19 protein-coding genes are annotated in these 19,823 nt (G+C 71.8%); 11 read left to right on the top strand and 8 right to left on the bottom strand.

The window, feature by feature from the left end; genetic code table 11:
- Window positions 1–10 precede the first annotated feature (10 nt).
- Window positions 11–712 (bottom strand): CBS domain-containing protein, encoded by a 702-nt coding sequence (locus FH610_RS04225; RefSeq protein WP_139572941.1) that lies wholly within the window; start codon window positions 710–712, stop codon window positions 11–13.
- A 221-nt stretch (window positions 713–933) separates the two neighbouring features.
- Here FH610_RS04225 and FH610_RS04220 point away from each other — a divergent pair, with 221 nt between their 5' ends.
- The 4 genes from FH610_RS04220 (at window position 934) to FH610_RS04205 (ending at window position 5,183) form a co-directional block, all read left to right on the top strand.
- A complete protein-coding gene (locus FH610_RS04220; RefSeq protein ID WP_139572940.1) occupies window positions 934–1,593 on the top strand; it encodes a CBS domain-containing protein in 660 nt (219 codons plus the stop codon).
- Between the two features lie 21 nt (window positions 1,594–1,614).
- The gene (locus tag FH610_RS04215) at window positions 1,615–2,604 is read left to right on the top strand and encodes an Acg family FMN-binding oxidoreductase (RefSeq protein ID WP_139572939.1); all 990 of its coding nucleotides are present in this window, start codon (window positions 1,615–1,617) and stop codon (window positions 2,602–2,604) included.
- A 214-nt stretch (window positions 2,605–2,818) separates the two neighbouring features.
- Window positions 2,819–3,430, top strand: coding sequence for an Rv1733c family protein (locus FH610_RS04210; protein ID WP_139572938.1), 612 nt, complete (start codon window positions 2,819–2,821; stop codon window positions 3,428–3,430).
- 55 nt (window positions 3,431–3,485) lie between these two features.
- Complete coding sequence (locus FH610_RS04205; protein WP_139572937.1) at window positions 3,486–5,183, top strand: sensor histidine kinase; 1,698 nt, start codon at window positions 3,486–3,488, stop codon at window positions 5,181–5,183.
- Here the strand turns inward: FH610_RS04205 and FH610_RS04200 are convergent, their stop codons facing one another.
- Window positions 5,184–5,654: a hypothetical protein gene (locus tag FH610_RS04200; protein ID WP_139572936.1), complete on the bottom strand. Its 471-nt coding sequence runs from the start codon at window positions 5,652–5,654 to the stop codon at window positions 5,184–5,186.
- Window positions 5,655–5,799: 145 nt separating this feature from the next.
- A complete protein-coding gene (locus FH610_RS04195; protein ID WP_139572935.1) occupies window positions 5,800–6,441 on the bottom strand; it encodes a response regulator transcription factor in 642 nt (213 codons plus the stop codon).
- A 137-nt stretch (window positions 6,442–6,578) separates the two neighbouring features.
- Between FH610_RS04195 and FH610_RS04190 the strand changes: the two genes are divergently transcribed.
- Together FH610_RS04190 and FH610_RS04185 are read left to right on the top strand one after the other, a co-directional pair.
- Window positions 6,579–7,424, top strand: a complete 846-nt coding sequence (locus FH610_RS04190) for a universal stress protein (protein ID WP_240808783.1) — start codon at window positions 6,579–6,581, stop codon at window positions 7,422–7,424.
- A gap of 15 nt (window positions 7,425–7,439) precedes the next feature.
- Window positions 7,440–8,450: a lactonase family protein gene (locus FH610_RS04185; RefSeq protein ID WP_139572933.1), complete on the top strand. Its 1,011-nt coding sequence runs from the start codon at window positions 7,440–7,442 to the stop codon at window positions 8,448–8,450.
- Between the two features lie 4 nt (window positions 8,451–8,454).
- Here the strand turns inward: FH610_RS04185 and FH610_RS04180 are convergent, their stop codons facing one another.
- Genes FH610_RS04180 through FH610_RS04170 form a run of 3 tightly spaced genes read right to left on the bottom strand, consistent with a single transcriptional unit; the run spans window position 8,455 to window position 11,182 of the window.
- Window positions 8,455–9,285: an SAM-dependent methyltransferase gene (locus tag FH610_RS04180; protein WP_240808750.1), complete on the bottom strand. Its 831-nt coding sequence runs from the start codon at window positions 9,283–9,285 to the stop codon at window positions 8,455–8,457.
- Between the two features lie 60 nt (window positions 9,286–9,345).
- Window positions 9,346–10,161 carry a DUF4253 domain-containing protein gene (locus FH610_RS04175; RefSeq protein WP_139572932.1) on the bottom strand — a complete coding sequence of 272 codons (816 nt, stop codon included), beginning with the start codon at window positions 10,159–10,161 and terminating at the stop codon, window positions 9,346–9,348.
- A 49-nt stretch (window positions 10,162–10,210) separates the two neighbouring features.
- Window positions 10,211–11,182, bottom strand: a complete 972-nt coding sequence (locus tag FH610_RS04170; protein ID WP_139572931.1) for a LuxR C-terminal-related transcriptional regulator — start codon at window positions 11,180–11,182, stop codon at window positions 10,211–10,213.
- A gap of 120 nt (window positions 11,183–11,302) precedes the next feature.
- Here FH610_RS04170 and FH610_RS04165 point away from each other — a divergent pair, with 120 nt between their 5' ends.
- The 3 genes from FH610_RS04165 to FH610_RS04155 are packed head-to-tail and all read left to right on the top strand — an operon-like array spanning window position 11,303 to window position 14,661.
- Window positions 11,303–12,898 (top strand): peptide ABC transporter substrate-binding protein, encoded by a 1,596-nt coding sequence (locus FH610_RS04165; protein WP_139572930.1) that lies wholly within the window; start codon window positions 11,303–11,305, stop codon window positions 12,896–12,898.
- A 7-nt stretch (window positions 12,899–12,905) separates the two neighbouring features.
- On the top strand, window positions 12,906–13,835 hold the full coding sequence (locus FH610_RS04160; protein WP_139572929.1) for an ABC transporter permease: 930 nt from the start codon (window positions 12,906–12,908) through the stop codon (window positions 13,833–13,835).
- Entirely contained in the window at window positions 13,822–14,661 is an 840-nt protein-coding gene (locus tag FH610_RS04155) for an ABC transporter permease (RefSeq protein WP_240808749.1), read from the top strand. Before FH610_RS04160 ends, FH610_RS04155 begins: the two co-directional genes overlap by 14 nt.
- 9 nt (window positions 14,662–14,670) lie before the next feature.
- Here the strand turns inward: FH610_RS04155 and FH610_RS45090 are convergent, their stop codons facing one another.
- Window positions 14,671–14,769 carry an arabinofuranosidase catalytic domain-containing protein gene (locus FH610_RS45090; protein ID WP_276607626.1) on the bottom strand — a complete coding sequence of 33 codons (99 nt, stop codon included), beginning with the start codon at window positions 14,767–14,769 and terminating at the stop codon, window positions 14,671–14,673.
- A 577-nt stretch (window positions 14,770–15,346) separates the two neighbouring features.
- Here FH610_RS45090 and FH610_RS04150 point away from each other — a divergent pair.
- Both FH610_RS04150 and FH610_RS04145 read left to right on the top strand, forming a co-directional pair.
- Entirely contained in the window at window positions 15,347–17,101 is a 1,755-nt protein-coding gene (locus tag FH610_RS04150; protein WP_139572928.1) for a cellulose-binding domain-containing protein, read from the top strand.
- Between the two features lie 194 nt (window positions 17,102–17,295).
- Window positions 17,296–18,465 (top strand): nucleotidyl cyclase domain-containing protein, encoded by a 1,170-nt coding sequence (locus FH610_RS04145; protein WP_139572927.1) that lies wholly within the window; start codon window positions 17,296–17,298, stop codon window positions 18,463–18,465.
- A 6-nt stretch (window positions 18,466–18,471) separates the two neighbouring features.
- On the opposite strand, the gene FH610_RS04140 is transcribed toward FH610_RS04145, so the two are convergent.
- Window positions 18,472–19,752: a M20/M25/M40 family metallo-hydrolase gene (locus tag FH610_RS04140; RefSeq protein WP_139572926.1), complete on the bottom strand. Its 1,281-nt coding sequence runs from the start codon at window positions 19,750–19,752 to the stop codon at window positions 18,472–18,474.
- Window positions 19,753–19,823 lie beyond the last annotated feature (71 nt).

Here is a 19,823-nt window from a genome sequence, read left to right as displayed (position 1 = left end):
GGCTCCGGGATCAGGCTCCTTCCCAGGGGCCGACGTCTTCCTCCTTCCACTCCAGGCGGTCGACGACCCCGATCACGCCGTTGGTCCGTTCGACCATCCGCGTGAGCACCCGCGCCTGCGAGCGGCGTTCCAGGGCGCCGGTGAGCGTCACGACGCCTTCCGACACCGAGACCTCGACGCCCGACAGGTCGGCCCACAGGCAGTTCTCGATGACGTCCTCCCGTACCTCGCGGGCGATGTCGGCGTCCGCGCGGGCGAGAACCTTGAGCAGGTCGTGACGGCTGATGATGCCCATGAGCACGCCCTCGTCGTCCACGACGGGCAGGCGTTTGACGCCGTGCTGGCTCATCTGCCGCGCCGCGCTGACCACGCTGGTGTACGGCCGGGTGGTGACCGCGGGGGTGGACATGAGTTCGGCGGCGGTCACCCCACGGGCCCGCTCCTGGCTCCTGGCGGCCCCGTGCCCCACGGCCTCGCGCAGGCGGGCGCGTAGCGGCGGCCGGTAGCCCTCGCGATAGAACTGCTCGCGGAACTCCTCCTTGCGCAGCAGGTCGGCCTCGGAGACGACCCCGACGACGTGGCCCTCACCGTCGACGACGGGCACGGCGCTGACCTCGTGCGCGATGAGCACCTCGGCCACGTCCCTGAACGGCGTGCTGCCGTTGACGGAGGCGACCTCGCTCGTCATGACGTCTCGCACCTTCATGTGCATGATCGGCTCCTTCCCCGGCCGTCTGCCGTTCCCAGTCCCATCGCACCGCCGTACGGGCCGGATGCGAAGGGACGGACGGCCCTACCGGTGGGGCCCTTCGCCATGCCGTGCCCCGGACGGCGCGATCGGTGGCCGAAAGTCCCGGGCGGTCAGGACCTTCACCGCTGACCTCGGAAGACGCGGCGAGGCACGCTGGGCACTGAGAGATGGGAGGCGTCGTCATGACGGCGAAAGTGAAGGATGTCATGGGCAAGGTCGCCATCGCGGTGCCGATGGACGCGTCGTTCGCAGACCTTGTCGCCACCATGCAGCGGTTCAAGGTGGGCGCCGTCACGGTGATCGACGCCGACCGGCGCCCGGTCGGGGTGGTGTCGGAGGACGACATCCTGCTGAAGGAGATCGATCCGGGCGAGAGCGTGCTCGACGGTCCCCGCAGGCGTGAGGAGCACCGGAAGGCGGCGGGCACGAAGGCCGGCCAGATCATGACGCGCCCCGCGATCACAGTCACCGGCGGCACGTCCGTGCGGGACGCGGCCCGGCTGATGCACCGCAACCGCATCAAGCAGCTGCCCGTGATCGACGCCATGACCGGCCGCATCGTGGGGACGGTCCACCAGGGCGACCTGCTGCGTGTGTTCGTCCGCCCGGCGGAGGACATCCTGGCCGACATCGAGGAGGTCGCCGCCCGGCTGAACCTCGGCCCCGACGACCTCCGGATCACCGTCTCCGGCGGCGTGGTCGCGATCAACGGACAGGTGCCCCGCAGGTCGGACATCAAGCCGCTGCTGCACGCCGTACGCCGGGTCGAGGGCGTCGTCGAGGTGGACGCCGACCTCGCCTTCCTCGTGGACGACCTGCTCATCGCCCCGCCATTGCTGTGACCGACCGCAGGGGAGGAGACCGTGAACACTCGGACCACTGAAGGGATCGTGCAGGCCGCGAGGACGGCGGTGGAAGCGGCCCTGTGGGCGCCCTCGATCCACAACACCCAGCCCTGGTCGTTCGGCGTCTCCGGCGGCGAGATCTGCCTGCGCGCCGACCCCGACAGGAAGCTGCGGGTCTCCGACCCCACCGGCCGGCAGATGACGATCAGCTGCGGCGCCGCGCTGTTCAACGTGCGAATCACGCTGCAGGCCCTCGGCTACGAGCCCCAGGTGCGGCGCTTCCCCGATCCGGAGGGCCCGCTGCTGCTGGCCACCGTACGCGTGCGGCCGGGGCGGGAGCCCGGCGAGCACACCCGCCTGTTGCATGCGGAGATCGAGCGCCGCCGCACCCACCGGTCCGGGTTCACCGCTCTGCCGGTGCCCGACCGCCTGGTCGACTCGCTCGTGGCGGAGGCGGCGGCCGAGGGCGGCCACCTGATGCCGATCGGGGCGGAGGCCGCCGCACGGGTGCTCGCCGCGCTCACCGGTGCGGCCCAGGACGTGCAGTCGCAGAACCGTTTGTTCGTCCTCGAACTCATGCGCTGGGCCCGGCCGCCCGGCAGTTCACGCCGCGACGGGGTGCCCGCGGCGGGCTATCCGACCGATCCCCGGCGCACGCAGCCCCAGCACTTCGCACAGCGGGACTACGCCCGGGGCCACGAGTGGGGGATGGCGCCGGACGAGCGGGTGTCCGCCTCGACGGGCCTCGTGGCGCTGCTCACCACCGCGGGCGACGGCCGGGAGGACTGGCTGCGCGCGGGTGAGGCGCTGCAGCGGATGCTGCTGCACGCCTCCGCGTACGGCGTGAGCGTCGCCTTCCACACACAGGCACTGGAGATGCCTGAGTTGCGGGAGTTCATCCGCAGGCATCTGTGCTCGGGAGAGGCGCCTCAGATGATCATGCGGCTGGGGTTCGTCATCGACGAGAGCGAGAGCGTCCGCCGCGCCGCGTCCGACGTGATGGACTGATTCGGCGGCCGTGCCGCCGAGCACGACCCCATAACCAGGGGCCGACGCCTCGTGCGCCACCTGGACGCCCGCTATGCGCTGCCGCCGCCCAATCCTCACCTCCCGGAGGAACGTCGCGACAGCACGGGCGAAGCCGAGCTGAGCCCATCTGGGCGGGCGTGGACGGGCCCGCCCGGGGAAGTGGGACCTCCTGTGGCTCGACAGGAGGTGCGCGATGAGGTCGATCGTCCGCTGGGTCGTGTCGCGGTTACGCCGCTACCGGCCCGATCGCAACCCGCTGCGCCGCCGTTCCGACCGGGTCGAGGCGGCGCTCGCGGCGGCGGCGCTGGCCGCCGTCCTGATCGCCGCGTGGCCCGCGGCGCTGGCCGCTCGTACCGTGTACGACGACGGTGTCGCGGCCGAGCGGGTCGGGCCTGGGACACGGCAGCTGGTCGAGGCCACCCTGGTCGAGGCCACTTCGATCGGGGACACGTCCGCAGTGCCGGCCAACGGCCGCGGTCTGCCCGCGGCGATCCCGGCGCGGTGGACGCTGCCATCCGGTGAGGTCCGCGCGGGCGTGGTTCCGGCGGCGCTCCTCCTGCGGGACGGCCCGGCGGACGCGCGGCTGTGGGTGGACGCCGCGGGCAGGCCGGCCGCGCCGCCGCCGCAGCGGGCCGAGACGGTGACGAGGGCGGGACTGGCCGCCGCCGGCGTCGTCGCGAGCGCCGCCGTCCTGGCCTGGGCCTGCTTCGCGCTCGCGCGTCACCGGCTGGATCGCAGGCGCTACCGCGAATGGGAGGCCGCCTGGGCGGCGGCCGACCAGAGGTGGCGCCGTCCCCGCATCTGAAGGCGCACCGGACCCCCGCGCCCACCGGGCCCCCATGCTGCCAGACTTCTGCACTATGACGGAGAACGAGCCGCGGTCGCTGATTCCCAGCATGCGATTGGATGATCTGCTGGCGGAGTTGCAGTCGCGTCTGGAGGCGGTGCTGGCCACCCGGGATCGGGTGCACGCGCTGTTGGAGGCGGTCGTGTCGATCGGCAGCGACCTCGATCTGGAGGTCGTGCTGCGGCGCATCGTGGCCACCGCCACGACGCTGGTGGACGCGACGTACGGCGCGATGGGTGTGATCGGGGAGGAGAACACGCTCATCCAGTTCGTGCCGGTGGGGCTGAGCGAGGAGGAGATCGCCAGGATCGAGCACTGGCCGCACGGGCTGGGCCTGCTCGGCCTGCTGATCAAGGAGCCGCAGACGCTGCGGCTGACCGACATCTCCCAGCATCCCGAGTCCTACGGCTTCCCGCCCGGCCATCCGCCCATGGGCAGTTTCCTGGGGGTGCCGGTCCGGGTGCGCGAGGAGGTGTTCGGCAACCTCTACCTCACCGAGAAGCGCGGCGGCGGGAGCTTCGACGAGGACGACGAGGCGATCGTGGTCGCCCTGGCCACCGCCGCCGGAGTGGCGGTCGAGAACGCCCGTCTGTATGAGGAGAGCCGCCGCCGCGAGACCTGGTTGCAGGCGTCCTCGGACATCACCACCCGGCTGCTGTCCGGCGGCGAGCCGCAGGAGGTCCTCACCCTCATCGCCCGGCGCGCCCGCGAGATGGCCGACGCCGACGCCGTGGCGATCCTGCTGCCGCGCAAGGGCGGCGACACCCTGCAGGTGGCGCTGGAGGACGGTGCCCTTGAGGGCGGCGTGCCGCAGGACGGCGACGTCCCGATCGAGGGCTCGCTGTCGGGCCGGGCGTTCCTGAGCGGCGAGCCTCTCATGCTGGACGACCCCGCCGGCGGGGACGTCCATCTCGCCGGCGACGTGGACCCGGGCCCGGTGGCGGCCGTGCCGCTGGGCGCGGCCGGGGCCGTACGCGGGGTGCTGGCCCTGGTCAAACGCCCGGGGCGGATGCCGTTCAGCCAGTCGGAGCTGCGCACGCTGCACGCCTTCGCCGGGCAGGCGGCCGTCGCGCTGGAGCTGGCCGAGACCCGCCGCGACGCCGAGCGGCTCGGCCTGCTGGAAGACCGCGACCGCATCGCCAAGGACCTGCACGACGTGGTCATCCAGCGCCTGTTCGCCGTGGCCATGACGCTGATGAGCGCCGTCCGCCTGGTCGAGCGGCCGGAGGCCTCCTCCCGGCTGCAGACCGCCATCGACGAGCTGGACACCACCATCCGGCAGATCCGCTCGACCATCTTCGCCCTGCAGACCCCGCGCGAGGACGCCTCGCCCAGCCTGCGCGCCCAGGTCGTCGATCTGGTCGAGGGCGCCCGCGGGCACCTGGGCTTCATGCCCGGCCTGAGCCTGGAGGGCCGGCTCGACAACGATGTGCCCGCACAGGTCGCGGAACACCTGCTCGCCGTCCTGCGCGAGGCCCTGTCGAACCTCGTCCGCCACGCCAAGGCCACCCGCGCCGACGTCGCCGTCCACGCCGGGGACGGGCGGCTGACCCTCGTGGTGGAGGACAACGGCGTCGGCATCCCGGCCGAGGGCCGCCGCAGCGGCCTGCGCAACCTCGCCGACCGCGCCGAACGACTCGGCGGCGCCCTCACCCTCACCTCCCCTGAGGCCGGCGGCGCCCGACTGGAGTGGAGCGTCCCGCTGGGCTGATCACCTCATGTTCTGCGAGATGTTGCAGGAGCGGCTGCCGGGGGCGCAGTACGCGCCCTGGCTGGTGATCTTCCCGGCGGACGTGACGGCGGTCGACTGCGGGCCGCTCAGGAGCGAGGGCGTGTAGACGCCGTTGAGGTTCAGGATGTTCCTGCCGCGGCCCGACCTGTCCTGCCTGGCGCTGGTCCGCCCGCCTCGGGCCACTTGATAACCGCGCGGGCCGGGCCTGGGCCTGGCCTTCGCCTCCGCACGGGCCGCAGCCTCCGCCCGGGCCGCCGCCTTCGCACGGGCCGCCGCCTTTTTCGCGGCGGCCGCGGCCGCGTGCGGTTTGCGGCGCAGCGGAGCGGAGGCCGCGTCCGCCGATTCCGGAACGGCGAGGCCGGCCAGCGAGACGACGAGCGCGGCCACCGCAAGCCGCCGGACCGCCGAGACGAGATCGGTTCTGAAGACGTCCGCGCAGTGACGAGACACCTGGCAACCACCTGCCCATGCGCCAGTTGGATATAAGCGACATAGGGCATATGCCCGTATCGCTCGGGTCTCGCCGGCGTCCTGAGACACTCCGGCCCGGATGATTACCCTGTGCGGGCGCGTCGCCCGGCCCGATCCTGGCGGCTCAGTCCTGGCGGCCGGCCTTGAGGCGGGCGGCGAGCGCGGCGGCCTGGGTGCGGCGCTGCATGTCGAGCTTGCTCAGCAGGTTGGACACGTAGTTCTTGACCGTCTTCTCGGCCAGGAACATCCGCTCGCCGATCTGGCGGTTGGTCAGGCCCTCGCCGATCAGCTCCAGGATCTGCCGCTCCTGGTCCGACAGCGCGGCCAGCGGGTCCTTCTTCGTGGCCTGGTCGCGCAGCCGGTGCAGCATCGCGGCCGTGGTCTGCGGGTCGAGCAGCGACTGTCCGCCGGCCACCGTGCGCACCGCGCCGACCAGGTCCGAGCCGTGGATCTGCTTGAGCACATAGCCGGCCGCCCCGGCCATGACCGCGTTGAACAGCGCCTCGTCGTCGGCGTAGGAGGTCAGCATCAGGCAGGCCAGGCCGGGCAGCTTCGAGCGCACCTCACGGCACACGTCCACCCCGTCGCCGTCGGGCAGGCGCACGTCGAGCACCGCCACATCCGGCTTCAGCGCGGGGATGCGGGCCACGGCCGACTCGGCCGTCCCCGCCTCGCCGACGACCTCGATGTCGTCCTCGGCGTCCAGCAACGCCGCCACACCACGCCGCACGACCTCGTGGTCGTCAACCAGGAACACCCGAATCATGTCTCTACGCTAAGCCGCGGGCGGGCCGAAGGTCCCGTGGGCCGGTGGCTTTCGCCCGGCGTCGCCGCCGCGGCCCGGGTGATCTGCTGGTGACATGGGGTGCGCTCTGCGCACGCGGCGCGGGCCGCGTGAGTGAGATGAAGCAGGAGATCGTGGTCGCCTACGACGGCACACGGCAGAGCCGGGCCGCGATCGAGTGGGCCGCGGCGGAGTGCCGGGCCCGCCGCCGTGCGGGCGTCACGGTGTGCCAGGTGTGGGACGGCCCCTACCCGGAGCGCGCCGAGGCCGTCGCCGCCGAGGAGCGCCGCCTGGCGGGTCTGCGGCTGTTCGAGGGGGTACGGCTGGCCGAACGCCTGCTGCCGGGCCGCGAGGTCCGCCCCGTGCTCGTGCGGGGAGACCCCAAGGACACACTGGTCAGCCTCAGCGCGAACGCCGCGATGCTGGTCCTGGGCCACCGGAGCGTGCGTGGGCTGGCCGGGCTGCTGCGCGGCTCGGTCAGTGCGTACGCGGCGGCGCACGCCGCCTGCCCGGTCGTCGTGGTCGGCGCGCCGGCGTCCGCGCCGCCCGCCGGCGGGGTGGTGGTGGGGATCGACGCGGCGCGGCCGGCCGGTCCCGAGGCGGACTCCGCCCTGCGCTTCGCCGTGGAGGTCGCCCGCGGCAGGTCGCTGCCGCTGACCGTGGTGTACGCCACGGGAGGGCGTGAGCCGGAGGGCGAGCGGGCGCTGGCGCGGATCGTCGAGCCGTGGCGGCTGCGCTGCCGGGCCCGGCCCGCGATCGGGACCAGGGTCGTCGAGGCGCCGGCGCTGCCCGCCCTGGTGGCGTGCGCCCGGGAGGCGCGGCTGCTCGTCGTGGGTGCGCACAGAACGGGGGCCCGGCTGCTCGGTTCGGTCGGGCAGGGCCTGCTGCGGCGCGCCCCTTGCCCCGTCGCGGTCGTCCACCCGGCCCCCGTCTGGCCGATACCATGCGATATCCCGACGATCTGAGCCTTTGGAGCGCGAATGTCCCGACCCGGTCTGGTGATCGGCGGATACACCCCCGACACGGAGGGGTCGGGCCCCGGCCTGACGGTGGCTCGGGCGCACGCGGACGGGCGGCTGGAGGCGGTGGCAGAGACGACCGCGTCCGGGCCGTCGTTCGTCGCCGCGCACCCGCGGCTGCCGCTGCTGTACGCCGTGCTCGAACGCGCCGCGGACGGGGGGCTCGCGGTCTTCGCCGACGAGCCCACCCCCCGGCTCCTGGCCGAGCACCCCAGCGGCGGCTCGCTGCCGTGCCACCTGGCGCTCGACCCCGAGGGCCGGTGGCTGGCGATCGCCAACTACGGCGACGGGACCGTCACGGCCTACCGGCTGGGTGAGGACGGGATGCCCGAGCCCGGCCCGCTGACGTTTCCGCACGAGGGCCGCGGCCCCCACCCGGACCGGCAGGAGGGCCCGCACGCGCACCAGGCGGTCTTCGGGCCCGGCGGCGTGCTGTACGTGACCGACCTCGGCACCGACGAGGTGCGCCGCTTCCTGCCGGGCATGCGCCCGCATCCGGAAGGCCCCGTACGGCTGGCCTCCGGCAGCGGCCCGCGGCACTTCCTGCACCGCGAGGGCCACTGGTACGTCACCGGCGAGCTCGACGGCACCGTGCGCGTCTACGACGGCGAGTGGCGCGAGGTGGGCGTGGTGCGGGCGAGCGGCGCCGTGGTGGAGAGCGGGGTGGAGAGCGGGGGGGAGAACCTGCCCTCTCACATCGCGCTGTCCGCCGACGGCCGCCACCTGTACGTCGCCAACCGCGGGCCGGACACCCTGGCCGTCTTCGAGGTGGACGGGCCCCGCCTCACGATGACGGCCGAAGTGCCGTCGGGCGGAAGCTGGCCACGCCACTTCGCGATCGACGGCGACCGCCTCTACGTCGCCAACCAGCGGTCCGATTCCGTCGCCGTGCTGGCGCTCAAGGACGGGCTGCCCGAGCCGACCGCTCAGGCGCTGGCGGTGGGCACCCCCTCGTGCGTGCTCATCCGGTAGGTCGTCACAGCACCTGGCCGACGCCGCCGACGATCCACACCCGCTGGGCCTGCCCGGTGCTCTGCGGGACCTCCGGCCGCCACTGACGGATGTAGACGAGGCCGGGATCGACGAGTTCTGTGCCGTCGAAGAAGCGCAGCACCTTCTCCCGGTCTCGCGGCGCGTCGTCGGCCTGCGGCACGATCTGCCGGAACAGATCGACGATCGGCGCGGCCAGCTCGGGACGGCTGTCGAAGACGGCGTGACCGATGGCCAGGTAGCTGCCCGGGGTGAGGTGGTCGCGCACGTGGGCCACGCACTTGTACGGCTCGGTGGCGTCGGGGAGGTACTGCAGCCGGGCCGGGATCAGCACCCCGACCGGCTGCTCGAAGTCGATGAGCCGGAGCATCTCGGGGTCGGCGAGCATCTCCGCCGGGCGCAGGATGGAGCCGTCGACCACCCCGGTGCCGGGGTTGCGGGCGAGCACGGCCCGCGCGTGGTTGAGCACCACCGGGTCGTCGTCGACGTACACGACGCGGGCGTCGGGCGCGAGCTCCTGGGCGACCTCGTGGGTGTTGCGCCGGGTCGGCAGCCCGGACGCCACGTTGAGGAACTGCCGCACGCCCTGCTCGACGAGGAAGCGCACCACCCGCTCCAGGAACTCGCGGGTGTCCACGGCCATCGTCTTGACCTCGGGCGCGATGGTCATCAGCTGCTCGGCGAACTTCCGGTCCGCGGCGAAGTTGTCCTTGCCTCCGAGCAGGTAGTCGCTCATCCGGGCGATGTTCGCGGTGCCGGTGTTGAAGCCCGCCACCTTGACGGGCCGTTCGCCCCCGCCCAGCTCCGTGCCGCCCAAACCGCCTCCCTCGCTCACAGTCGTTTTTGGTCATTATCGCGTGCCTGTGTAAGTATCGCCTCAATCCCACCAGAACGACCAGGCGTTCTGGCCCACGATCTGCTCGGCGTAGTCGGCCAGCGTGCCCGGGCCCTGCAGGATGCTGTCGGGGCAGAACGTCCAGTGCTCGGCCGCCACGTGCAGCGCGTGCGCGGGGGTGGCGGGCGGCGCGGCGACGCTGAGGTCCAGCGTGTTGAACCCCATGCCGACCACCCGCGCCCCGAACCGCTCCTCCCAGCTGCGCACCACGGCCGCCAGGGGCACGGTCCACTCGTTGTGGTGCAGCGCCCCCTGCCAGCCCATCGCGACCAAGGCGTCGGCGCCGCGGTTCACCGCGACGAGCCCCAGCGGCGTCATCCGCTCGGCCACCACGTCCGCGTACCAGTCGGCGACCACGTCGGGGTCGGCCACGAGCGCGGCGGGCGGCGCGATCCCCGGGCACTCGGTCCCGAACGGCGCGAGGTACGCCTCATGGCCCAGCAGCAGGTCCTGCCACGCCTCGGCCATGAACCCGGCCGCGCTGTAGTAGTCGACCTGGCCGGGCGAGTCCGGCGCGATCTGCCCGGCCGACCAGGGCTGCACGCCGTCCTCCAGCAGCACCGGCCACAGGCCCGACCGGGGGTGCTCGGCGCGGAGCCGGGCCCACAGCCCGGCCGGCACCGGCTCGTCGCTCAGCCAGAACGAGGGGCGGTGATGGGTGCGCAGCCTGTCGTAGTCGGGGTCCGGCCACACGAGGGACCCGGACGGCAGGTCGACGGACAGCACCCGGCCGTCGCCGCCGTCGCCGAACAGCAGCTCCAAGCCCGTGGGGAGCCGCCGACGCTCGTGAACCGACATGGGCCAATAATGTCGGACCCGGCCTCGGCGCGTCCCGCGAGGGCGATCATTACGGGATGTCGAGCCGGCACAGCCCCTCGGCGAGAACCTTCGTGGTCAGACGCGTACGGCTGTCGCAGCCCAGCTTGGCGAAGATGTGCTCCAGATGGGTGGTCACGGTGCGCACGCTCAGGACGAGCGCGGCGGCGATCTGCGGGTTGGAGTCGCCCTGCGCGACCCGGGTGAGCACCTCGATCTCGCGCGAGGTCAGATCGTACGGCAGGGCGCACGGGCGCTCGGCGATGACCGCGCCCTGGATGGAGCCGTGGAAGCCCACGCCGGCCCGGTGGAGGCGCAGCTCGCGCCACTGGCCGGTGCCGTCCAGCCACAGCCCCCGGCGCGACAGCTCGCGGGAGTCGATGAACGCCCTGGCCAGCTCCGCCATCGCCGGCTCGGCCGTGAGCGCCTCCGACGCGGGCCATCCGGCCACGTCCCTGCGCCGCCCGCCCCGTTCGTACGCCACGGCATGGAAGCCGGGCGGCAGGCCGAGCGGGTCGATGACGCAGCGGGTCACGTCGGTGAGGTGGGCCAGGGCGGGGGAGACCGCGCTGATCACCGCGGGCGCCTCGGGCGGCAGGTCCGCGCGGGAGCTGAGGTGCAGCAGCCCGGTGTAGCGCCCGCCGGTCAGGAACAGCGGCGTCGTGATCCCCGCGCGCCAGCCGTACGGCTCCAGGTGGCGGCGGAAGTAGCGCTCGGTGCCGGGGGAGCCCATGACGACGGGGGTGCGCAGCGACATGGCCCGGCGGTAGGCGTCGAGCCGGGCGTACTCCTCCGCGGCGTCGTCGTCCACCCGCGTGTACCCCGCCGACACCAGTGAACGGTGCCGGCCGGTCGCCGGGTCGAACGCCACGAACTCGTAGGCCTCCACGGGGATGACCTCGCCCAGCGCGGTCATCGCCCCGTGCGCCCCCTGCCGGGCCACCTGGAAGCCCAGTTCGGCGACGGCGTGCAGGCTCCGCGCGTTGAGGCTGATTGCATCCATGGATCCTCCATGCTCAGCCTGCCGGGTAAAGGTTGCGCAAGGAATACGTAAAGTCTCCGATGCAGTCGGCGGCCCCGTTTCCTACCCTCACCCGCAATACGACGGAGAGGCGGAGGACCAGTGAGGGTCACGAGAAGCCGGGCGGCCGCCCTCGCTGTGGCGGCCATCATGCTGAGCGGCGGGTGCGGGGGAGGATCGTCGTCCCAGGGTGGCGGCAAGGAGGCGAACACGTTCTCCGTCGCGCTGACGGAACCCGATCATCTCACCCCGGGCAACACCTCCAGCGACTATTCGATCACGGTGCTGGACACGCTCTTCGAGACTCCGGTCTCCATCGACGCCGCCAGTGGCAAGCCCGTGATGCGGGCGGCCGAGTCGGTGAGCAGCACCGACCAGAAGGTCTGGACGATCAAGTTCAAGCCGGGGCAGAAGTTCAGCAACGGCGAGCCGGTCACCGCGCAGAGCTTCGCCGATTCCTGGAACGCCACGGCCTACGGCCCCAACGGCTGGACCAACAACTACTACTTCGCCAACATCGAGGGCTATGACAAGCTCAACCCCGAGAAGGGCGACCCGTCCACGGACAAGATGAGCGGCCTCAAGGTGGTGGACGACACCACGCTCGAGGTGACGCTCACCGCGCCGTTCAGCCAGTTCCCGATCACGCTCGCCTACATCGCGTTCGCGCCGATGCCGAAGGCGGCGTTCACCGACCTCAAGGCGTTCGACCAGGCCCCGGTCGGCAACGGGCCGTTCGTGCTCGACGGCGCGTGGGAGCACAACAAGCAGATCACGATCAAGCGGTCTCCCTCGTACGCGGGCGAGCGCAAGCCCAAGGCGGACGGCGTCACCTTCAAGATCTACGCCAGCCGCGACACGGCGTGGACCGACCTGCGGGCCGGCCGGGTGGACCTGATGACGACGGTCCCGCCGGCCAGCACGGGCGAGGCGAAGAAGCTGCTCGGCGACCGCTTCGTGCAGACCCCCGACGGCACGATGGACTACCTGGGCTTCCCGACCTTCGACAAGCGGTTCGCCAACCCCGACCTGCGCAAGGCGTTCTCCATGGCCATCGACCGGCAGGCCATCGTGGACGCGGTCTACGACGGCGCGTTCAAGCCGATGGCGTCGCTGCTTGCGCCGCTGGTGCCCGGCTACCGGGAGAACGCCTGCGGCGAGGCGTGCACGTACGACCCGGCCAAGGCCAAGGCGCTGTTCGACCAGGCCGGCGGCTTCAGCGGCACGCTGAACCTGTGGTTCTCCAACGCCGACCCGAGCTACGAGCAGTGGATGACCGCCGTCGCCAACCAGCTGAAGCAGAACCTCGGCATCTCGGACATCAAGTTCCGCAAGATCCCGGCCGCCGACTACCTGTCGACCCTGCGCCAGCGCAAGGAGGACGGTCCGTACCGCAACAACTGGGTCATGGACTACCCGAGCCCGCAGGACTACCTCGAGTACATGTGGGGTGCGGGCAACCGGATGGGCTGGGAGAACAAGGAGTTCGACGACCTGATCAAGCAGGCGAACTCGGCGCCCAGCCTGGACGCGAGCCTGCCGCTTTACCAGAAGGCCGAGGACGTCGCGCTGGCCGAGATGCCGATGATCCCGCTGTGGAACTGGCAGAACCAGATCGGCTTCACCAGCCGGCTCAGCGGCGTCGACGTGACCCCGTACGGCAAGAACCTGTACACGATCACCGTGAAGCAGGGGTGACACAAGGGTGAGGTACGCCGCGCAGCGCCTGGCCCAGGCGATCCCGGTGTTCTTCGCGACCACCTTCCTGATCTACGCGATGGTGTTCGCGCTGCCGGGCGACCCGATCCTGGCGCTCGCGGGCGACAAGCCGGTGCCCGCGCAGGTGCTCGCGGTCATGCGGGCGCGCTACCACCTGGACGACCCCCTGCTGGTGCAGTACGGCCGCTACATGCTCGGGGTGTTCCAGGGGGACCTGGGGGAGACCTTCACCGGCCAGCCGGTGAGCGAGCTCCTCCAGGACCGGTGGGCGGTCACCGCGCAGCTCGCGCTGACCGCCTGGGTCTTCGAGCTCGTCGTGGGCATCGGCCTCGGCGTCCTGGCCGGGCTGCGCCGCGGCGGGGCCGCCGACACGGCGGTCCTCGCCGGCACCACGTTCGTCATCGCGGTCCCGGTGTTCGTCGTCGGCTACACGGCCCAGATCGTGCTGGGCCTCAACCTGGGGCTGTTCCCGACCGCGGGGACCGACGAGGGCTGGCCGGGCAGTTACCTGCTGCCCGGCATGGTCCTCGGCTCGTTCGGCCTGGCGTACGTGGCCAGGCTCACCCGCACCTCCCTCGTGGAGAACCTGCGCGCCGACTACGTCCGCACGGCGACCGCGAAGGGACTGTCCCGGCGGCGGGTGGTGGGGCTGCACGCGCTGCGCAACTCGCTCATCCCGGTCGTGACCTACCTCGGTGTCGACTTCGGCAACCTCATGGCCGGGGCGGTCGTCACCGAGGGCATCTTCAACCTGCCCGGCATCGGCCAGCAGGTGTTCCAGTCCATCCAGCTCCAGGAGGGTCCCGTCGTCGTCGGCGTCGTCACCCTGCTCGTCATGATCTTCATTCTCGCCAACCTGGCCGTCGACCTGCTGTACGGCGTACTCGACCCGAGGATCCGCCGTGCTCGCGCGTGACGCCTGGCTGGAACTGCGCGGCCGGGCGGTGTTCTGGTTCTCCGCGGCCGTCCTGCTGGTGGCCGTGGCGATGGCGGCCTTCCCCGGGCTGTTCGCCCACCTCGGCCCCAACGAGGCCTGCGACCTGCGCATGTCGAAGCGCGGCCCGGCGAGCGGCGCGCTGTTCGGGTACGACCTGCAGGGCTGCGACTACTGGTCGCAGGTCGTGCACGGCACCCGGGCGTCCATCGTGGTCGGCGTCTCGGTCACCGTCTTCGCCATGCTGATCTCCATCCTGCTGGGGCTGGTGGGCGGCTACTACGGGGGCGTCGCCGACGCGGTCATCTCCCGGCTCACCGACGTGTTCTTCGGCATCCCGTTCGTGCTGGGCGCGACCGTCGTGCTCGTCGCCTTCCCCGACCACGGGATATGGGCGATGACGCTGGTCCTCGTGCTGCTCGGCTGGACGACCATGACCCGGCTGATGCGCGGCCAGGTCATCGCCGTCAAGGACATGGACTTCGTCGCCGCGGCCCGCATGCTGGGCGCGAGCGACCGCAGGCTGATGGTGCGGCACATCCTGCCCAACTCCGTCGCGCCGGTCATCGTCGTGGCCATGCTGAACGTCGGGAACGTCATCGCGGGGGAGGCGACCCTCGACTACCTCGGCGTCGGCCTGCAGTATCCCGACGTGTCGTGGGGCCTGCAGCTGAACATCGCCCAGACGTTCTTCGCCGAGCACCCCCACCTGCTGGTCTTCCCCGCGCTGTTCCTCACCGCGACCGTGCTGAGCTTCCTCATGCTCGGCGACGTGGTGCGCGACGCCCTCGACCCCCGCCTGCGCTGAGTCCCCTCTCTAGCGGTAGCCGGCGGCGACGACGTCGGCCTGTACGGCGTTCTCGGCCGCGTCGGAGGGGTAGCCGGAGACGATGAGCCGCAGGCGAGGGACCTTCATCCGATACTCCCGGGTGCGTGAACGTGATCGCTGATTTCTGTTAGCGCTGACAGGAATTTCTGTCGAATCGATTCTTCCGCATGGACGATGTGGTGGTGCGGCGGAGCAAATACGACGGGCAGGAGTCCCGTCAAGGGGCGGGCTGCCCACCGCCTCGGCCGTCGGCCCGCCGAGGCATGTCCATCCGCTTCCACCAGGGCGGGATCCCGATCATCTGCGAGGCGCGGAGATGAAAATTTCAACGCCTGCCGCCGAGACGATCCGGCTTCAGGACCTCCGTCGCCGCAGGCCGACAGGAATGAGGTCCAGGTCCGCACCATCGAAACGATTCGTCAGTGCCTTGACAGGGTTTCGCCGAGGTTTCCACACTGGTCCGCGAGCGCCCTCCTGCCGGGGTCGGTGGTGATCGGCAGGGGCCCCCGGGCCGAGCCGAATCCACCGGATCCGGCTCCTGCTCGCTCTCATTGCCGCGCTAGCGCGAACCGATTCGATAAGACCTGCGGCGACGCCACAGTCTTCAGGACAACGCCCCGGCTCGTCCTGCGATCTCCCACCCCCCCCGTCGAAGGAGTCATGAGTGAACATCGCATTCAGTTGGCGGCATAGGCGCCGCCGTGGTCTGGCCGCCCTCTTGTCCGCGGCGGCGCTGGTCGCCGGGTCCGTCCTCAGCACGGCAGTGCCGGCCCAGGCGGCCGATGAGTCCATCACCGTCGACTTCTCGGTCGCGGGTGGTTCCCCGACGTATCGGGCGTCGGGGTGGATCTACGGCATGACGGAGAACGGTGCCAATCCGCCGGACAACTACTTCACCGATGTGAAGTTCCGGTACATGCGCGCCGGCGGCGCGCAGCTCGACAGCCCCGGCGGCTGGGTGTCGGGCAAGTACGACCGGCGGTGGAACGCCACCCGCGCCCAGTTGCTGCGCACCCGGTCGCTGGGCGGACAGTTCGTGCTGCTGGTGCATGACCTGTGGGGCGCCGACGGCTACCCGATCTCGCGCTTCCCGGGCGACAACGGCAACTGGAGCGACTACGACGCCTTCCTCACCCGCCTGATCGACGACGTGCGGGCCACCGGCGCACCGGTCCAGTGGGACCTGTGGAACGAGCCCAACATCACCCTGTTCTGGAACCGCCCCCAGTCGCAGTACTTCGAGATGTGGAAACGCGCCTACCAGCGCATCCGGGCCGCGTTCCCCTCCCACCTGATCGTGGGCCCCAGCTTCGCGGGCGTACCGTCCACCGGCGGCTGGTGGACCCAGTACCTCGACTACGTCAAGGCCAACAACCTCGTCCCCGACATCGTCAGCTGGCACTCCCTGCCCGGCGACCCGGTGGCCAACGTGGCCACCGCCAACACCACTCTCGATTCGCGGGGCATCGCCCACCCCCGCCCCTACCAGATCAACGAATACGGCGCCTCCAACGAGCAGAACCCCGCCGACGGCGCCTGGTACATCGCCCGGCTCGAGCGGGCCGGGGCCGACGGCCTGCGCGCCAACTGGGCCGGCGGGAGCAACCTGCACAACGACCTGGCCAACCTCCTCACCCACAACTCCTCCGGCCAATACCAGCCCAAGGGCGAATGGTGGGTCTACCGCTTCTACGGCTCCCAGACCGGGCAGATCGCCTCGGTCACCCCCAGCTCCAACTACGACGCCTTCGCCACCAAGACAAGCGGAACCGCCAAAATCCTCATCGGCGGCGGCCGCACCACCGGCAACATCGCCGTCACCCTGCAGCGCCTGGACACCACCACCGACATCGTGCAGAACAACCAGGTCCGCGTCCTCGTCGAACGCATCCCCTACAACAACGGCGGCGCCGTCACCGGTCCGGTCACCGTCCAAAACACCGTGGCGACCCTGTCCGGCAACGCCACCACGGTCAACCTCCCGCACACCACCGTCGACGACACCTTCACCATCACCCTCCTGCCCCCCGGCGGCTCGACTCCGTCACCGTCACCGTCACCGTCACCCTCTCCGAGCAGCACGCCGTCGCCGTCGCCGGACTCCTCGCCGACTCCGCCGGTCGGCGGGGCGTGCTCAGCGACGATCGAGACGACCAACAGCTGGCCGGGCGGGTTCCAGTCGACGGTGACCGTACGGGCGGGCAGCGCGCCGGTCGACGGCTGGACCGTGAAGTGGACCTGGCCGAGCGGGCAGACCATCAGCAGCCTGTGGAACGGCACGCAGAGCGTGTCCGGCTCCTCCGTGACGGTCCGCAACGCCGCCTACAACGGCTCGATCGCGGCCGGCTCGTCCACCACCTTCGGCTTCACCGCCAACGGCAGCGCGGCCACGCCCACCGCCACCTGCACCAGCCCGTGACTCCTGTCAGCCGGCCTGCGGGAAGACTCAATCCGGCAGCTCCAACTTCAGCCGAATAACCGAGCGCTACTATCCGTGAGCGGATAGTAGCGTTCGCGTGTGACCCCCGACACTCCGATGACCCGGCACGATCCGGGTGCCTTCGACCTCGCCAGGGACGCGGCCCCGGGCCTGCCGCTGACGCTGGTGGAGCGGTGGCGGGCGAGCGGCCGCACCGCCGCCGACGCCTGCTCGGCGCGCACGTCACGACCGGATACAGCGTGGTGTCCGACTCGGCCGGGCTGACCAAATTGAGCCGCAGCCTCGGACTGCTGGAGGTGCTGGCGCTCATCGACGGCCCGAAACGCGTCCTGCACGCGTACGGGACCGGCGCGGGCGGCCGGGCCGTGGGCGTCTGGGCGGCCGACAACGCCCAGATGTTCCATCCCGCCACGACCGACGCGGGATTGCTGCTGTCGGCGCTGCTGCGGGCGCAGGACGAGATCGGGCGCACCTGCCGGATCCGCGTCGGCATCGGCGTCCACCACGGCGACTACTACGGCCTGGATGGCGGCCTGTACGGCGCCGAGGCCGACGCGATCGAGCACCTCGCGGAGAACCACACCGAGGGCGGCGAGATCGCGATCACGGAGGCGGTGGCCGAGCGGCTGCCCGCGGACCACGGCTTCGTCCTGCGCCGCAAGGACGGGCACGGCGGGCAGGACGGGCCTCTGGGCGCCGTCTACCGGGTGCTTGACGGCCCGCGCGCCGGCGACGCGGCACCCCCCGACGGGTGGTACCCCATTCCCTATCCGGCGGCCTTCTACGAGGACCTGCTCCGTCTCGACCCGCAGGACGCCGGGCTCGCCGCGGCGCTCGCGGAAAAGCACCTGCGGGTGCGGACGGTGGTCCTGGCCGAGCGCGGCGAGGCCGGGACGGGGAAAGACGTTCCCGAGGTCGCGCTCCTGAGCGGGCTGGACCTGTCGGCCCGCATGCGGGAGCTGGGCCTGCGCCTCCTGCCCGCGGAGGGCGCCGTCGAGGTCAAGGTCGCGGGTCCGCTGGCCATCTACCTGTTCGACGATCCCGGCCCCGCCGTGCCCTTCGCCCTGGAACTGCGCGCCGCCCTGGCCGAGGCCGGGATGACCTGCCGCATCGGGCTGGACAGCGGGCCGGTGCTGTCCGGGCGGACGCCGGACGGCGGCCGCGATGTGGCCGGCGCGCCCGTGAACCAGGCATCCAAGATGGCCCAGGACCTCGCCGCTCCCGGCCTGGTCTGCCTGAGCGAGGCGGTCGCCGCCCAGGTCGCCGCGCATGCCGGCCTGGGCGGGTTCGCCCTCGTCCGGCACAGCGTCTCCGGGGTTGACCTGGCCTTCTACCAGGGCTGAGCGTTTCTACGAAGGCGCGACGAGCAGCCGGTCGAGGACGCGGACGCCGAACTCCAGGCCCTCGACCGGAACGCGCTCGTCGAGACCGTGGAACATGCCGAAGTAGTCGAGGTCCGGCGGCAGCAGCAGCGGCGCGAAGCCGTACCCCCTGATGCCGATCCTGGCGAACCACTTGGCGTCGGTGCCGCCGGTCATGACGTACGGCACCGGCCTGCCGCTGGGGTCCTCGGCGAGCAGGGCGGCGGTGAGCTCGTCGAACAGGCCCTCGGCGGGGGAGGAGACGGCCTCCTCGAAGCTGACGAACTCGCGGGTGACCTTCGGCCCGAGCAGCCGGTCGACGGTCTCCAGGAACTCGTCGCGCTGCCCCGGCAGGAACCGGCCGTCGACGTGGGCCTCGGCCGTGCCGGGGATGACGTTGACCTTGTATCCCGCGTCGAGCATGGTCGGGTTGGCCGAGTTGCGCAGCACGCCCTTGAACAGGGCTGCCGCGCGGGGAATCCGCTCGATCTCCTCCTCCAGCCGGTCGACGTCGATCGGCCGGCCGAGCGCCCGCGCCAGCTCGTCGATCAGCCGGGCCACCTCGGGCGTCAGCCGTACGGGCCAGGAATGGTCGGCGAGGCGGGCGAGGGCCCGGGCGAGCTCCGCGACGGGGTTGTCCACGGCGGGCTTGGAGCCGTGACCGGGCACGCCGCGGGCGGTCAGGCGCATCCAGGCGGTGCCGCGCTCCCCGACGGCCACCGGGTAGATGCGGACGTCGCCCTCATACCAGGAGAAGCCGCCGGACTCGCTGATCGCCTCCGTGCAGCCCTCGAACAGGTCGCGGTGCCGCTCGACCGCGTGGCCCGCGCCGTACTCGCCGGTCGACTCCTCGTCGGCGAGGAACGCCAGCACGAGGTCGCGCCTGGGGCGCACGCCCCTGCGCGCGTTCTCGCGGGCCCAGGCGAGGGTCATGGCGAGCGTGCCCTTCATGTCGACCGCGCCCCGGCCGTGCACGCAGCCGTCCTCGATCTCCCCGGAGAACGGGTGCGTACGCCATTCGGCCGGGTCGGCGGGCACGACGTCGAGGTGCCCGTGCAGGAGCAGCGCGTCGGGGCTGTCGCCGGGGATGCGCGCCACCACGCTGGTGCGGCGCGGCGCCGACTCGAACACCATCGGCTCGATGCCGACCTCGGCGAGCAGGGACGCCACGTATTCGGCGGCCCGCCGCTCGCCCGGCCCGTCGCCGGACCCGTCGTTGGTGGTGTCGATCCGCAGTAGTTCCGAGCAGATCGTCGCGACCTCGCTCATGCCACCTCCTCGCCTGACGGCTCGGAGTCGCATGAGCGAATCGCGCCGTGTCTATTGGTTCGCTCGCTCCG

The sequence above is a fragment of the Microbispora catharanthi genome (assembly GCF_006334915.2).
Lineage (GTDB): Bacteria > Actinomycetota > Actinomycetes > Streptosporangiales > Streptosporangiaceae > Microbispora > Microbispora catharanthi.
This window is presented reverse-complemented; position numbering and strand designations above follow the sequence as displayed.

Bases quoted from the DNA above. Each gene is read 5' to 3' on its own strand.
- FH610_RS04225 (WP_139572941.1), bottom strand. From the start codon at position 712: ATGCACATGAAGGTGCGAGACGTCATGACGAGCGAGGTCGCCTCCGTC.
- FH610_RS04220 (WP_139572940.1), top strand. From the start codon at position 934: ATGACGGCGAAAGTGAAGGATGTCATGGGCAAGGTCGCCATCGCGGTG.
- FH610_RS04210 (WP_139572938.1), top strand. From the start codon at position 2,819: ATGAGGTCGATCGTCCGCTGGGTCGTGTCGCGGTTACGCCGCTACCGG.
- FH610_RS04205 (WP_139572937.1), top strand. From the start codon at position 3,486: ATGACGGAGAACGAGCCGCGGTCGCTGATTCCCAGCATGCGATTGGAT.
- FH610_RS04195 (WP_139572935.1), bottom strand. From the start codon at position 6,441: ATGATTCGGGTGTTCCTGGTTGACGACCACGAGGTCGTGCGGCGTGGT.
- FH610_RS04190 (WP_240808783.1), top strand. From the start codon at position 6,579: ATGAAGCAGGAGATCGTGGTCGCCTACGACGGCACACGGCAGAGCCGG.
- FH610_RS04185 (WP_139572933.1), top strand. From the start codon at position 7,440: ATGTCCCGACCCGGTCTGGTGATCGGCGGATACACCCCCGACACGGAG.
- FH610_RS04175 (WP_139572932.1), bottom strand. From the start codon at position 10,161: ATGTCGGTTCACGAGCGTCGGCGGCTCCCCACGGGCTTGGAGCTGCTG.
- FH610_RS04170 (WP_139572931.1), bottom strand. From the start codon at position 11,182: ATGGATGCAATCAGCCTCAACGCGCGGAGCCTGCACGCCGTCGCCGAA.
- FH610_RS45090 (WP_276607626.1), bottom strand. From the start codon at position 14,769: ATGAAGGTCCCTCGCCTGCGGCTCATCGTCTCCGGCTACCCCTCCGAC.
- FH610_RS04140 (WP_139572926.1), bottom strand. From the start codon at position 19,752: ATGAGCGAGGTCGCGACGATCTGCTCGGAACTACTGCGGATCGACACC.